Raw genomic sequence first — 14747 nt, 5'->3', positions numbered from 1 at the left:
GGCGATCTTGAGCATGGAAAACGTCAGCTCAGTCCGACTATCTCGCCGTCCTCGCCGATATCTATATGGCGATAATTGGTGGCAGGCTGCCGAGGTGGTGGCTTGGCCTGCAACTGCTGCCACTGCCATCAACTCAGTCCGACTATCTCGCCGTCTTCGTCGATATCGATATGGCGATAGGCAGGCAGACTACCGAGCCCCGGCATTGTCATGATGGGGCCTGCCAGCGCATAGACGAAACCGGCACCGGCGCACAGCTTCACCTCGTCGATGGGCACCTCGAAATCGGTCGGCACTCCCTTCCTGGCGGGATCGTGACTGATGGAGAGCGGCGTCTTGGCCACACAGATGGGCAGGTGATCCCAGCCTGCAGCCGAGAGCGCGGCCAGCTGTCGGTGCGCCTTGTCAGAGAGGATGACACCACGGCCGCCATAGCCGCACTCCACCAGGGTGGCGAGTTTGGCACACAAGCTCATCTCATTGGGATAGAGCAGCTGGATTTGGCTTGGCATCTCGCAGGCGGCGACCACGGCCCTGGCCAGTTCACTGGCGCCCGCACCGCCCTCTACAAAGGCGGTCGAGATGGCTGCACCACAGGCACCGGCTTGGCGCGCCTCGCGCATCAGCAGATCCAGCTCGGCCTGGCTGTCGGTGGGGAAGCGGTTGACTGCTACCACAACGGGCAGTCCATAACGGCGCGCGTTGTGGATGTGCCAGGCAAGGTTGGCGCACCCCTTTTCAAGGGTGGGCAAGTCTTCCCCCAGCAGGCTCGCAGGCAGCGGCTGGCCCGGGCGGATATCGAGCAGGCCGCTGTTGGCCTTGAGGCCGCGTACCGTTGCCACCAGTACCACGCAGGCCGGCGTGATGCCGGACTGGCGGTGCTTGATGTTGAAGAACTTCTCCAGCCCCATGTCGGAGCCAAAACCCGCCTCTGTCACCACATAGTCGGTCAGTTGCAGCGCCATGCGATCGGCAATCACCGAGGAGTTGCCGTGGGCTATGTTGGCAAAGGGGCCGGCGTGCACCAGCACAGGGGTCTGTTCCGTGGTCTGCATCAGGGTCGGCTGCAGCGCGTCTTTGAGCAGCACCGTCATGGCGCCGGCGACTTCCAGTTGCTCGGCCGTGATGGGTTGGCCCTGGCTGTCGAGGGCCAGCTGGATGCGGCCGATGCGCTCGCGCAAGTCTTTCAGATCGCTTGCCAGCGCCAGAATGGCCATCAGCTCGGAGGCCGCAGTGATGACGAAGCGATCCGTGCGCTCCACCCCATCGGCCGGGCTGCCCTGGCCTATGGTGAGGTGGCGCAGGGCGCGGTCATTCATGTCGAGGGTACGCGGCCAGAGGATGTTGGCGGGATCGATATCGAGCCGTGCCAGCCCGGTCCTGGCGGTGAACTGACTGCCGAGTTTGGTCTCATGGAACAGGCGGGCATCCAGCGCGGCGGCCGCCAGGTTGTGGGCGGCGGTGAGGGCGTGGAAATCACCGGTCAGGTGCAGGTTCATCTCCTCCATCGGCACCACCTGGGCATGGCCGCCACCGGCGGCGCCGCCCTTGACCCCGAATACGGGCCCTAGGCTCGGCTGGCGTATGGTGGCGATGCTGGGCTGGTCAATATGGTTGAGCCCCATGGAGAGACCCAGGGTGGTGACCGTCTTGCCCTCGCCAAGGGGCGTCGGCGTGATGGCGCTCACCAGCACCAGCTTGCCCGCTTTTTTGCCGGGCTTGCTGGCGGTTTGCTTGAGCAGTTCGAGACTGAGCTTGCCCTTGTAGTGGCCGTGAGGGCTGAGCAGATGGGCCGGGATGCCCAGGCGCGAAGCCAGGGCCTGGATGGAGAGACGGGGGGACTGGCGGGAGATCTCGATATCGCTTAGCATCAGCACCTCGTTGGCATGTCAGGTCAAATATGCGGCGCAGTCTAGTGGAATCAACAGGGTTATCCAATGAGTAATAACATTTTGTCCGGCAGTCGTGAGCTGCATCTAACCCCCATACTGCTGGATCTCAATGCGCTCTACCATCCTCCCAAGCGGCCGCTCACCGCCCTTGGCGTGATCAGCGCCTTCATGCCGCTGTTTGGCTATGGCTGGCAAGCGATGACCCAGGATCCCGAGACCCACTTTCGCCATGAGATTGGCAAGCGCATCAACAAGCACAAGACGGATGAGGCCAACCTCATTCTGATATTGCAGCTGGCCGGCATGCTCGATTGCCACTGCCTGCACATCACGCTGCCCTATGCCCTCGGCGAGGAACAAGTCGCCACCTTGCAGCGCCGTCTGCCGCGCTGGCAAATAACGCAGACCGATCAACTGCTGGTGGCCGAGCTGCCGTTGCCCGCCGCACCCGCATCCCCACAGTCCGACTCCTCTGCATCATAAATCCGGCATAGGCTCACGCTTTGCGATCCCAGTAGTGAGGCGCCAGGTAGCGCTCCTGCACGAACTCGATAAAGCAGCGCACCTTGCCGGAGACGAATCTGCGATGGGGGTAGAGGGCATAGAGCCCCACCTGCCCCTTCTCCCACTCCGGCAGCAAGGGGACCAGCTCCCCCGAACGCAGCGCATCCCCGACGATGAAGGTGGGCTGCAAGATAATGCCCTGATGATCGCAGGCGGCCCGGGTCAGGGCTACGCCATTGTTGGCGCGAAGCGGCCCCTGCGGGCGCACGCTCAGCTGTTCTCCTCCCTGCTTGAAGACCCAGTCAGGCTGGGTCAGGGTATAGATGAGGCAGTCGTGCTGCTTGAGATCCTCGGGGCTGTTCGGGGTGCCCCTGCGGGCCAGATAGGTGGGGCTGGCACACACCTCCAGCTTCATCATGGCCAGCGGCTTGGCGACCAGAGAGGAGTCCGGCAGGTTGCCGATGCGCAGCGCCAGATCGAACCCCTCTTCCACCAGAGCCACCCGCCGGTCGCTGTACTCTATTTCCAGTTTCAGATCCGGGAAGCGTTCACGAAACAGCGGCAGGGCAGGGGAGAGATGCAGGTAGCCAAAGTCCATCGGCACCGACAGCTTGAGGGTGCCCTGGGGCTGCTGGTTGTTGCGGGTGAGCTGGCTGTGGGTCTCTTCCAGCTCTGCCAGCAGAGCCTGGGAGCGCTGGTAGTAGAACTGTCCCGCCTCAGTGGGGTTGACCTGACGGGTGGTGCGCGACAGCAAGCGTGTGGAGAGGGACTCCTCCAGTTGCTGCATCAGCTTGGAGGTCATGGCGACCGAGATGCCGAGCTGGTTGGCGGCCTTGGTAAAACTCTGACATTCCACCACCTTGATGAAGGTGCGCATGGCGGCTATCTGGTCCATCTTTCACTCTCAGTTGATAATTATTTTAATAAATCGCTGATTATCTATTCCGATATGGAGGTTAGCATCTTGGTTGTTGTTGTGAACCCCCAATATGAAGGAACGAACGGATGAAAATGACTCAGGCCCTGCTGGCCTCCTGCCTGTTTATGGCGGCTCCCCTGATGGCGGCCGATTACGACGTCGATGCGGCTCACACCACAGTCCAGTTCAAGGTGGGGCACCTCGGCTTCTCCGAGCTGGTAGGCCGTTTCAACACCTTCAGCGGCACCTTTAGCATGGACGATGCCAACCCGGCAGCGGCCAAGGCGAGCTTCGAGATCGATGCCGCCAGCGTGGACTCCAACCATGAAGCCCGCGACAAACACCTGCGCAGCCCCGATTTTCTGGACGTCAAGCAGTACCCCAAGATGACCTTCGTCAGCACAGCGTATGAAGGGACCAAGGAGAAGGGCGTATTGAAAGGTACCCTGACCCTGCACGGCGTTGCCAAGGAAGTGGCGTTTGACCTGGTCAAGATTGGTGAAGGCAAGGATCCCTGGGGCGGCTATCGCAGCGGCTTCAATGCGTCTACCACCATCAAGCGCAGCGACTTTGGCGTGAACTACATGTTGCCGGGTATCCCGGACGAGATGAGCATCAATCTGTTCGTCGAAGGTGTGCGCAAGTAATGGGCGCAGCACTCTTGTTACAAACCCTGGCGGCCCCTTTGGGGGCCGCTTTGCTGTCATGGCGCTGGCCACGACTCGGGTATCTGTGGGGGGCCCTGGCGCTCTGGCTGGTGGGCTGCTTGCTGGGTGGCGTCTATGGCGTGCCGGTCAAGGCGTGGCAGTGGCTGCCACTGGCCTTGCTGGTGCCAGCGATTGCTGCGCAACTGGCAGACAAGCGGGCCGCGTTGTTGCTGTTCGCGGGGCTCGGTGCCCTGGTGTGGTGGCAGGGGCTCGCCTCTGTGCTGACCAGTGAACCGCGGATCTGGCTGGCGCTGCTGCCTGCCATCGTCTGGGTTGGCTGTACTGATCTGCGTGGTGACAGCCGGGAAGGGCTGGGCTTTGCCCTTGGCTTTATCTGGTTGGCGCTGGTGATCGGTATCGATGGCAGCCTGCTGATTGCCCAGCTGGCCGGGGCGCTCGCTGCCTTTGCCGGTTTCCGTGCCCTGATCGCTGTGTTTGCGGGTGTGACCGCCACCCCTGCGGCCCTGGCCCTGGCGCTCGCTTTTATGCAGATGCTTGCCTGGCAGTATGTGGAAGTACCACTCACTGTCTTGCTGCCGGTCTGGCTGCTGCCCCTGCTGGAGTGGACCCTGCGCAACAAACCTTGGCTACAGCGCTGGCTTGTGCTGATCCTGCTGGCGGGTGCGGGCACGGGGTTGAGTCTGTGGAAGGTGTGGCCCGAGGCCTCTCTTTACTGATTTTTAGCATAAAAAACAGGCTATTAACGCTAAAGTTGCCGACCTCGTCATAGTCTGTACAGATAAAGATTGAGCCACTTGGTGGTTTCAGATAAAAAGGATTTTCAATTATCTGGACACACACAGAACCCGGTCATGCCGGGTTTTGTTTGCCTGCATGTTTGCGGCGCGCTAAGGAGGCCACAGTTGCGCAGTCAAGGATCTGAGCATCTGTTTTTTCGCCATTTCACCGAGCAGGGACGTCTCGACGGTCTCTGCATCCTGCTGGTTACCCATCTGCTTCCCGATCGCCCCCAGTTTATCCAGGCCCTCGCGCAAATCGGGCGGATCGGCGCCATCTTGCCCAAACCCAAGTCAGTACACGGACCGACTCTGACCTGGGCCCAGCAGCACTATCCCGTGCTGCCATTGAACCGGCAGTGGACCAATGCGCCGCAGGGGGTGATCGATCATATCGCCCCCTTGGTCGCCCCCCACGAGCGGCTCATCATACTGGATATAGGTGGCTACTTTGCCAAGACCCAGGCGACCCTGAGCGAGTATTTCGGTCCCCGTTTTCTCGGTGTGGTGGAGATGACCGAAAATGGTCATCAGCGCTACGAGCAGGAGGTGCTGGCCACCCCTGTCATTTCGGTGGCGCGCAGCCCCCTCAAGCAGGCCGAGGATATCCAGATTGGCCTGAGCGTTGTCTATTCCGCCGAGTCTCTGGTCCGTACCCTCAACCGTACCTTCAACGTCTGCCAGGCTGCCCTGTTTGGCTATGGCAAGGTGGGGCGCAGCATTGCCCGCGAGCTCAGGTGCCGCAATTTGCACCTGGAGCTGGTGGAAACAGATGTGCTGCGCCAGGTGGAGGCGCTCTCCCACGGCTTCAAGCTGGTGGGAAAAGAAGAGGCCCTCAGCCGGGCCGAGCTGGTGATCTGCTCCACCGGCAACGGCTCGCTGGACCTGGCCGATTTGCAGCGATTGCGCCCCGGCACCATGCTGGCGTCGGTCACCTCGGCGGATGACGAGTTTGCATTTTGTCTCTCCCAGTTGCCCTGGCCAAGCCAGGAGGTGTGCCCCCATGTACTGGCGCTGACGCGCCCGGATGGCAGCCAGATTTTTTTGCTCAATCGGGGGGAGGCGGTCAACTTCGTCCATGGCGCCGTCATCGGCGAATATGTCTATCTGGTGCTGGCGGAGATCATCGAAGGGGTGCGCCAACTGGCGCAGCAATCCATGGCCCCCGGCCTGTTCGATCTGCCGCAATCGACCATGCGCACCATAGCCCGCCACTGGTTGGCCGATTTTCACGGGGTCAGCCAATAAGCGAGGCAGGTCGTGCATCTGCTTTTTGAGCAAGGCATGGCGGGCTGTTATTGGTTTATCATCCGCTGGCCGATTTTTATGGAGTGATTCAATGACCGACGTACAGAGCCCCATCAGCAAGCCCCGTATCGAAATTCGTTACTGCACCCTCTGTCGCTGGATGCTGCGCGCTGCCTGGCTAGCCCAGGAGCTGCTATCCACATTTGACAGCGATCTTGGCGAGGTGGCGCTGGTGCCTGCCAGCAAGGGGGAATTTCGCATTCTGGTGAATGGCGTGCTGGTGTGGGACAGGGTAGCCGACGAGGGTTTTCCCGAGGCGAAAGAGATCAAGCAGCGGGTGCGCGACATTATTGCCCCGCAGCGGGATCTGGGTCACTCGGATCGCAAACCCGCCGGTGAGTGATAGCCGGGGATCGAATATAACAATGTGGATATGAGCGATTCGGATACAAACAGGGAGGCGGCGGCCTCCCTGTTTGTTGTCTGCCCGTCACTGTCTGTGGCGTATGCTCAGGCGCGCGCCGCTGTGGCAGCGGGTGTCCTGTCTTGTTCATCCTGATGGGGGCCGTCGGGCTGGTCGCCAATCTGCTGGCTGCCGATATAGCGGGCCCGCTTGTGGGGTTTGATGCGGCTCACGTCCACCCACACCAGGCCATCGATGCAGTGGTTGAAATCGGGGTCGATACCAAAATCCATAAACTGCACGCCCCCCGGTTCGCACAGCTCGGAATACTGCTTGTAGAGGGTGGGGATGGCACAACCCAGGTTGTCGAGCCTGGCCTTGAGCGCCTTGAGATCCGTCCCGTAATCCTGCCCCTCAAATAGCGGCAGCGTCTCGGGATAGGGGCGACGGGAGGGGGCCAGCGTCAGCTCGGGAGCAAAGTGCTGGCGATAGAAGCTCACCAGCAGATCCTTGGCCGCTGGCGGCAGGCTGCCGGAGAGTGAGACGGGTCCGAACAGGTAGCGGTAGTGGGGATAGCGGGCCAGATAGGCGCCGATGCCGAACCAGAGGTAGTCCAGCCCCCGTTTGCCCCAGTAGGCAGGCTGAATAAAGCTGCGGCCCAGCTCTATGGCCAGCTCAAGTCTTGGCAGCAGCCTGGCTTCAAAGCCGAACAGGGTGTGGCTGTAGAGGCCATCCAGCCCCTTGCTCGCCATCAGCTCGGCCACAGGGGCGAAGCGATAGGCGCCTATGATCTCGAGCCTGGCCGGATCCCACAGGATCAGGTGGTGATAGTCATCGTCGAAGCCATCGAGGTCCCGCCGTTTGCCCGAGCCTTCCCCCACGGCGCGAAAGGCGATCTCCCGCAGACGGCCGAGCTCGCGCAGTATCACCGAATGGCTCAGTTCATGGCGCCGGTAGAGGTAGATCCCCTGACCATCGGGGGTGTGGCCGAGGGCTTCACACGCCTCTATGGCCTGCTTGAGCTGACGGCGCTCCTCCGGCTGGGCAATGGGGGCCTCGGTCGCCAGCTTGCCCTTTTTACCTCTCCCGATGCGATAGAGGTGGCTGCGCACCAGTTGCGCCGCCGTCTTGGCGGGGAGGTCGCGAAAGCTGTCGACGGGAATGCGTGCCCCTATGGTGACGGGGATGCGCCCCCCTTGCTGGCGAAACAGTTGCTTGACCAGCAAGAGCCCTGCCCAGGCGTTGTTGAGCCAGGCGCCGAAATAAAATCCCAGGCCATTGCGCCCGCCGACGTGAATGGGCACCAGCGGGGTGCGGGTGCGTTGGGCCAGCTTGATAAAGCCCCCTTGCCAGGGGCCATCCTTCACCCCCTTGATGCCGAGTCGCGACACTTCGCCGGCGGGGAAGATCACCAGGGCCCCCTCGCTGGCCAGATGCTCGCCCATGGCCAGAATGGCGCGCCTGTCCGTCTTGCCATTCAGGTTGTCGACCGGCAGCAGCAGCGGGCGCAGCGCCGTGAGTTGTGCCAGCAGCTGGTTGGCGACTATCTTCACATCCGGCCGGATGCGACCGAGCAGGCGCAGCAGGGCCAGCCCGTCCAGCGACCCTATGGGATGGTTGGCCACTATGATGACCCGGCCGCTGCTGGGTATGTGCTCCAGCTCCGCCTCGCTCACCTTGTAGTCAAAGTCGATCTGTTGCAGCGCCTGCTCGACAAAGTCGAGGCCGCGCAGATGGGGGTAGCTGCTGGCAAAGTGCTGGAAGGCCTTCTCGTGCAGCAACCAGCGCAGGCCCTGGCCAAGCAGGGGGCGCAGCACTGGGTTGTTCGAGAGATGGGGGAGGTGCTGTCTTAGCAGGGTATCGACGCTGAACATGGGGCTGGGCTCCGGTGATCCTTTGCCCCAGCATGTGCCGCCTCTGTTCCCGCTGTGTGTCGGCGGTATGACAAATTTGTGGCAGTGGCTGCTTGTTACCCCGGTGCTCGCATTTCCTGTTCCCCCTTTTCTTGGTGTGGGCAGGATAACAATTTTGTGGCAGTGGCTGCCTGTTACCCTCGTTCCCTCTCTTTGCTGGCCGCGAAATGACCGTGTGATGGCGGGGCGAGCCCATTGTCTCGCCCCGCACGAACCCGGGTTATCCTCGCCAGGCGGAGGTCAGCCGTACCAGCGCCACCAGGGTGGCGACCGCTTTTTCCATGGATTGCAGCGGGATGAACTCGTGCTTGCCGTGGAAGTTGTGACCGCCGGTGAAGAGGTTGGGGCAGGGCAGCCCCATAAAGGAGAGGCGGGCCCCATCGGTGCCGCCACGGATGGGTTTGATCTTGGGCACCACGTCGGCCGCCAGCATGGCGACCCTGGCCAGCTCGACGATGTGCATGTGCGGCTCTATCTGGCTGCGCATGTTGCGATAGCTGTCGGTCAGGGTGAGCTCGATGCGGGCCTTGGGGGCATCCAGCTGCAGGGAGGCGACCCGCTCCTTGAGCTGGGCCTTGCGGGCGGCGAAGGCGTCATCATCAAAGTCGCGGATGAGGTAGTGCAGGGTGCTCTCCTCCACAGTGCCGTTCATCTGGGCCAGGTGGAAGAAGCCCTCGTAACCGTCAGTACACTCCGGAGTCTGCTCGGGGGGCATGGCGGCATGAAAGCGGGCGGCCAGGGTCTGGCTGTTGATCATGTTGCCCTTGGCGGTGCCGGGGTGAACATTGTTGCCCGTGATGCGCACAGTGGCGCTGGCGGCGTTGAAGTTCTCGTATTCGAGCTCCCCCAGCTCGCCACCATCAACGGTATAAGCCCATTTGGCCGGGAATCTGTCCAGGGGGAACAGATCGGCGCCACGGCCTATCTCTTCATCCGGGGTGAGACCGACCCAGAGATCGCCGCGGGGGATGTCGGGGTGGGCCAGCAGATAGTCGATGGCGGTGAGGATCTCGGCGATCCCTGCCTTGTCATCGGCCCCCAGCAGGGTAGAACCGTCGGTGGTGATGAGATCCTGCCCCAGGTAGTTTTTCAGGCAGCGGTATTGGCGAATGGCCAGTACCTCGTCCCCCTTGCCAAGGCAAATATCGCCTCCCTGATAGCTTTCGATGATCTGGGGCACCACCTGCTCGGCGGCGTAATCGGCTGTGTCCATGTGGGCGATGAGGCCGATGGCAGGGGCATCCGGCTGGTTGCCCGGCAGGCAGGCAGTCAGGTAGCCGTGCTCATCCAGGGTGACCCGGGTCAGTCCCATCTGCTCCATTTCATCTCGCAGGGCCCGGGCAAAGATCAGCTGCCCCTCGCTGCTGGGACAGGCGGGATTGGTCGCATCGGAGCGGGTATGAAAAGTCACGTAACGCAGAAAACGCTCAAGCAGGGTATCCATTGGCAAGCCTCACACTTCAAACCGGTAATGAAGGGCCATTTTGGCCAATCAGGTTGCGTGTCTTATTGCGTCAGCGCAGGTTTTCCCCATTTTCTGACGCAGCGGCCAGGGAGGTATTGAGTCGGAGGGGGCAGTTTGTTGCCATTTTTCATGCATAAAAATAGCGTTTTTATTGATACGCAGTCATCGCCATAACGACAGGAAATCCCCTGAACTGCCCCCTGACAAGGCATGCAGCCTGCCATGCCCCGACAGCAGGCTTTTCATGGGGGGCAACCGCAGGGGAATATTCTGCGCCATCCCAGAGCCAGCCTGCCTGGCAGCAAGATTTGATCACCTTATTAAAAGCAGTTTTTGAACACTATTTTTTATTGTCACCGCTGGCGGTAAGTGTGTACACTCCGCGCCGATCCAAGGGTAACTCTGAAGCAGGCAGACGCCACCAGAAACCTGAAAGATCATACGCCTATAGGGCGAGGCACGCAGAAACGACAGACACTGCTGGGGTATGGTTTCTTTAATACCGGTTAGGCTCCGGTATCAGGGAGAACAACGGACACTCATTAACCATCTGACCGAGTGAGCCAGCGGCTCATCATCTTCCCTTGTCATGGGCGGTCACTGGTGTTGGGTAGGCTGTGGTTGTTGTCGTCTATCAACACGCTTGCGTGCTGACGCCTTCGCTTCTCTTCCTTGAAACCTCCCTTGTCGTTGTGATGGTGCCGAATGATGAACTGACGGCGTGGCTGATGCTGTCTGTCATCAAAGTACCGCGGCGCCCCATTAAGGTGGCACCGCATACCGTTGAGCTTGATGTAAAGCCACCAGCCCCACATCAAGACTCGTTACTTCCCAAGATCCACCAGGCAGCCTTTGGCTTGCCGCGATGTGCAATAGCTGGATGTGATGGAAGGTAACAAGTGGTGAAACGAAGGCGGTCATCCGTCGCGCTTTCATGACTCGTTGCTGTTCAGATCCCACCAGGCAGCCTTGGCTTGCCGCAACTTGCAATCGATGGTCTGGATGTGATTGAGGGTAACGAAGGCGGCCACTGGTCGCTCATTTGCGAGGCATAGCCCATGACTAACTGGTCCAGCAAGGACTCCTTGAAGGTCTACAACGTTCCCTACTGGGGTGCGGGTTTTTTCAACATCAATGACGCCGGTCATGTGACCGTCGCTCCCGACAAATCGCGCCCTGATGCACACATTGTCATCTCTGATGCCATCGAACAGTTGCGCCAGTCCGGTTTGACCACTCCCGTGTTGCTGCGTTTCCCCGACATCCTCAAGAGTCGGGTCGATGCACTGTTCAACGCTTTTGGTCAGGCCATCGAGAAGTCAGGCTATGAAGGGGATTACCTCTGTGTTTACCCGATCAAGGTAAACCAGCAGAGTCGAGTCATCGAGACCATCAGCCAGTCTTACAGCGACAAGCCACGGCTTGGCCTGGAAGCGGGTTCCAAACCGGAGCTGCTGGCCGTGCTCTCCCATCACCATGAGCAAGGCTCGGTGATCGTCTGCAACGGTTACAAAGACCGCGAATATATCCGCCACGCCCTGCTCGGCAACCTGATGGGCCACAAGGTCTACATAGTGGTGGAAAAACCCTCCGAACTGGAAATGGTGCTGGACGAGTCAGCTCGCCTCAACATCAAGCCCAATATCGGGGTGCGTGCCAAGCTCGCGTCCACCGGCTCCGGCATGTGGGAATCGAGCGGCGGCTCCATGTCCAAATTTGGTCTCTCCGCCTCCCAGATCCTGGCGCTGGTCGAGCGTCTGCGCAGCCTGGACAAGCTGGATTGCCTGCAACTGCTGCACTTCCATCTGGGCTCCCAGATCGCCAACATCCGTGACATTCAGGGCGGTATCCGCGAGTGCGGTCGCTTCTATTCCGAGTTGCGTCGTCTGGGTGTGCCCATCGACGTGGTCGACGTCGGCGGTGGCCTGGGTGTGGACTATGAGGGCACTCGCTCTCAGAGCCATTGCTCCGCCAACTACAGCCTGTCCGAGTACGCCAACAACGTGGTGTGGGGCATCGGCGATGTGTGCCGCGAGTTTGATCTGCCTCACCCGACCATCATCAGCGAGTCTGGCCGTGCCCTGACCGCTCACCACGCCGTGCTGGTCACCAATCTGATTGGTGCCGAAGGGGTGGAGATGAGCGACATCAGCGCGCCGGATGAGGATGCGCCGACCCTCTTGCAGAACATGTGGCAAGGGTGGCTGGACCTGCGTGGTGAAGATCCCTCTTTGCTGGAGATCTTCCATGACTCAGTGGCTGATCTGGGCGATGTAAACACCCAGTACACCATGGGCTTGCTCAATCTGGAGCAGCGCGCCTGGGCCGAGATGCTGCACCAGAACACCTGTCTGGCACTGAAAGAGATGCTCAACCCGGTCAACCGCAACCACCGGGCCCTGGCCGACGAGCTCTCCGAGAAACTGGCCGACAAGTGCTTTGCTAACTTCTCCCTGTTCCAGTCCCTGCCGGATGCCTGGGGTATCGGTCAGGTGTTCCCCGTGATGCCGCTGACCGGGCTCGATCGTCCGCTCAGTCGTCGTGGCATCCTGATGGATATCACCTGTGACTCCGATGGTCAGGTTGAACACTACGTCGACGGTCTGGGGGTCGAGAGCACGCTGCCGATGCCGCAGTATGAAGAGAACGAAGTGTGCTACGTCGGTTTCTTCCTGGTTGGTGCCTATCAGGAGATCCTGGGGGATCTGCACAACCTGTTCGGTGACACCCACTGCGCGGAAGTGTGTCTCGATGAAGAGGGCAAGATGGACATTCGCAATGTGGTGCGCGGCGATACCGTCGACCAGCTGCTGCGTTACGTCAACATCGACCCCTCCGTCATTCGCGAGAACTACCAGCGTATCGTCTCCCACCCGGCGCTGGATGACGCGACCCGCAAAGCCCTGCTCGATGAGCTGGAGCTGGGTCTGCAAGGCTACGCCTATCTGGAAGACGAATAAGCCTCTGGCTTGTTCGCCCCGTCGGTGGAAACAAAAAGACGGGAATGAAAAAACGGCGCCTTCGGGCGCCGTTTTTGTTGATGGCATCTCATCCCCTTCACAAGAGCAGGGAGGCGGACAGCCATCTTCATGAGTGGTGGATGGCGGTAGTGCGCGGCTCAGGGCCCGGATCCGGCAGATATCCGCCTCAGCCAGCCTCTTCCCTTGATCTGCATCAAACCTGTGGTGGGCGGGTTATTTTACGGTCAGGAGTGATGTGGGTGGTATGTAACAAAAGGATGTGATTATGGAACTGGAAAGGGACCCGAGATGCTATACCGACCTTTGTATCGACGGTAAGTGGTATCACTATGACCACTGCAGCACACATGTCTACATGCTGATGGGAGGTGCGGCCCCGAGTCTGGAGCTGACCCACGAGCCCCGCAGCGAAGAGGAGCTGATCGAGATGCTCCAGCAACTGGCCCGCTTCTGACGCAGGTTGTCTGCTGCTCGTCACATGGCCATCGGACACCTTGCCGCGATGGCCACTTATCGTCTCTTGCTGGTTTTCTGCTAACGATGCCTGCTGGCGACTTCTGTCAACGAGTCTTGTCAGCGCGTTTTGCCGCCCAACAACCCCTTGCCGACGTCCATCAAGGCGATCGCCGCAGCGTAGCCACTGTCTGATTTGCCCATCTCGTCCGCCACGTAGAGGAAGTTGGATTTGTATTTCTCGACGGCCTCACTGCGACTCGCGGCATCGATAAAGTCTTCCTGCACCTCGAATCCCTGCGCCAGCAGCGCCTCTTTCTCGGTCAGAAAGGTGGGGGAGGCCATGTCGATAAAGGTGTACTGCTGCCGGTTGGATGCCGGAATGGAGAAAAACTGGTATCTAGCCATGTGCGATTCCTCGCCTGAACGGGTGATAAATGATGTGACCTTCTTCTCGTCGAACTGTCCCCTTGGGCGCTATGACAAAGTGACCATAAAAAGTAACGTTCGAGTCTTATATTTTGCTCGAGATTACCCTGACCCAAAGCACAGCACAACGAAAATATGCGACTTTTTTCGCCAAGAAAAAAATGAAGTGATCTCATCCTTCTGACAGTGAAAATCAGGCCCACTCTGGTCAGGTTTTCATGGCCGCCCTGTTTCAGCGCGCATAGCTTGGGGGATTGCCCCGGGCGATTGAAGCCTGGGTCCTGCTCGTCTTGTCCCGTTTGTATCTGTGTCCGTACGGCACATCTGTTATCATCATGGCCTTTCATGCCACTTATCTAATTGAACTTGCTGGAGAAACCATGTCTCGAACCCTCTATCTGCTTCGTCACGGCCAGACCCGCTATAACGCCGAGCAGCGGTTACAGGGGCGCTGCAACTCCGACCTGACTGACAAGGGGGAGGCGCAGGCCACCGCCATGGGGGCTCGTCTGCGCGATGTGCTGGACGAACCCGCACGCTGGACTCTCTACGCCAGCCCCCTTGGCCGAGCTCGGGAGACGGCGCTGTTGGTGTGCCAGCAGCTGGGGCTCGATAGTGAGCGCATCGTCTGGGATGAGCGACTGGTGGAGTTGAACATGGGGGAGTGGGAGGGCTGCCGGGTATCGGATCTGGTGGCAGCTCACCCCGAGCTTGATATCAGCCAGCCGGACTGGTATCTGCAGGCGCCTGGTGGTGAAGATTTTCAATGCATACAGCGCCGGGCCCAACAGTGGCTGCAGGATGAGGGCATTGCCGATCGTGCTATCTTGGTTTCCCACGGGTTGTTTGGCGCCATGCTGCGCGGTGCCTATGCCGACATCGACTACACCACCACCTGGTCACAAGACCTGCCGCAGGATGCTTTCTTCAAACTCAGCGGCGGCCAGATCGAGCGGATTGAGTGCTAACTGTGATCTCTCTGTAGGTTGTTCACTCGGGGCATTCCCGGAAAACTGGAGGCGCCAACCAAACCAATCATCCGAGGTGCCCCAGTGAACAACCATAAAAATGCCCGATTAACCGTCTTTGGTCGACA

General features: G+C 60.1%; 13 protein-coding genes. 8 read left to right on the top strand and 5 right to left on the bottom strand.

What is annotated here, in order from left to right:
- Nucleotides 1–128 precede the first annotated feature (128 nt).
- Nucleotides 129–1871, bottom strand: coding sequence for a formate--tetrahydrofolate ligase (locus GWQ31_RS02620; RefSeq protein ID WP_275908573.1), 1743 nt, complete (start codon nucleotides 1869–1871; stop codon nucleotides 129–131).
- A 66-nt stretch (nucleotides 1872–1937) separates the two neighbouring features.
- Here GWQ31_RS02620 and GWQ31_RS02615 point away from each other — a divergent pair, with 66 nt between their 5' ends.
- On the top strand, nucleotides 1938–2375 hold the full coding sequence (locus GWQ31_RS02615; protein WP_275908572.1) for a hypothetical protein: 438 nt from the start codon (nucleotides 1938–1940) through the stop codon (nucleotides 2373–2375).
- Between the two features lie 13 nt (nucleotides 2376–2388).
- On the opposite strand, the gene GWQ31_RS02610 is transcribed toward GWQ31_RS02615, so the two are convergent.
- On the bottom strand, nucleotides 2389–3291 hold the full coding sequence (locus tag GWQ31_RS02610) for a LysR family transcriptional regulator (RefSeq protein ID WP_005309942.1): 903 nt from the start codon (nucleotides 3289–3291) through the stop codon (nucleotides 2389–2391).
- Nucleotides 3292–3401: 110 nt separating this feature from the next.
- Between GWQ31_RS02610 and GWQ31_RS02605 the strand changes: the two genes are divergently transcribed.
- From GWQ31_RS02605 to GWQ31_RS02590, 4 genes are all read left to right on the top strand, one after another.
- Nucleotides 3402–3962, top strand: coding sequence for a YceI family protein (locus tag GWQ31_RS02605; protein WP_058395707.1), 561 nt, complete (start codon nucleotides 3402–3404; stop codon nucleotides 3960–3962).
- Entirely contained in the window at nucleotides 3962–4699 is a 738-nt protein-coding gene (locus GWQ31_RS02600) for a hypothetical protein (RefSeq protein ID WP_275908571.1), read from the top strand. Before GWQ31_RS02605 ends, GWQ31_RS02600 begins: the two co-directional genes overlap by 1 nt.
- Nucleotides 4700–4885: 186 nt before the next feature.
- Complete coding sequence (locus tag GWQ31_RS02595) at nucleotides 4886–6007, top strand: adenosylhomocysteinase (protein ID WP_021137850.1); 1122 nt, start codon at nucleotides 4886–4888, stop codon at nucleotides 6005–6007.
- A gap of 91 nt (nucleotides 6008–6098) precedes the next feature.
- A complete protein-coding gene (locus tag GWQ31_RS02590) occupies nucleotides 6099–6410 on the top strand; it encodes a SelT/SelW/SelH family protein (RefSeq protein WP_005309953.1) in 312 nt (103 codons plus the stop codon).
- 107 nt (nucleotides 6411–6517) lie between these two features.
- Here GWQ31_RS02590 and GWQ31_RS02585 read toward each other — a convergent pair whose 3' ends face one another.
- Both GWQ31_RS02585 and pepT read right to left on the bottom strand, forming a co-directional pair.
- Nucleotides 6518–8284, bottom strand: coding sequence for a GNAT family N-acyltransferase (locus tag GWQ31_RS02585; RefSeq protein WP_275908570.1), 1767 nt, complete (start codon nucleotides 8282–8284; stop codon nucleotides 6518–6520).
- Between the two features lie 259 nt (nucleotides 8285–8543).
- Entirely contained in the window at nucleotides 8544–9767 is a 1224-nt protein-coding gene (gene pepT, locus GWQ31_RS02580) for a peptidase T (protein WP_275908569.1), read from the bottom strand.
- 1079 nt (nucleotides 9768–10846) lie between these two features.
- Between pepT and speA the strand changes: the two genes are divergently transcribed.
- Complete coding sequence (gene speA / locus GWQ31_RS02575) at nucleotides 10847–12748, top strand: biosynthetic arginine decarboxylase (protein ID WP_017411628.1); 1902 nt, start codon at nucleotides 10847–10849, stop codon at nucleotides 12746–12748.
- A 286-nt stretch (nucleotides 12749–13034) separates the two neighbouring features.
- A complete protein-coding gene (locus GWQ31_RS02570) occupies nucleotides 13035–13223 on the top strand; it encodes a hypothetical protein (protein ID WP_005309974.1) in 189 nt (62 codons plus the stop codon).
- A gap of 119 nt (nucleotides 13224–13342) precedes the next feature.
- Here GWQ31_RS02570 and GWQ31_RS02565 read toward each other — a convergent pair whose 3' ends face one another.
- Complete coding sequence (locus GWQ31_RS02565; RefSeq protein ID WP_005309977.1) at nucleotides 13343–13630, bottom strand: hypothetical protein; 288 nt, start codon at nucleotides 13628–13630, stop codon at nucleotides 13343–13345.
- A 401-nt stretch (nucleotides 13631–14031) separates the two neighbouring features.
- Between GWQ31_RS02565 and GWQ31_RS02560 the strand changes: the two genes are divergently transcribed.
- Nucleotides 14032–14619, top strand: coding sequence for a histidine phosphatase family protein (locus GWQ31_RS02560; protein ID WP_275908568.1), 588 nt, complete (start codon nucleotides 14032–14034; stop codon nucleotides 14617–14619).
- Nucleotides 14620–14747: the final 128 nt, after the last annotated feature.

The sequence above is a fragment of the Aeromonas sp. 2MA4 genome (assembly GCF_029237305.1).
Taxonomy (GTDB): domain Bacteria; phylum Pseudomonadota; class Gammaproteobacteria; order Enterobacterales; family Aeromonadaceae; genus Aeromonas; species Aeromonas salmonicida.
This window is presented reverse-complemented; position numbering and strand designations above follow the sequence as displayed.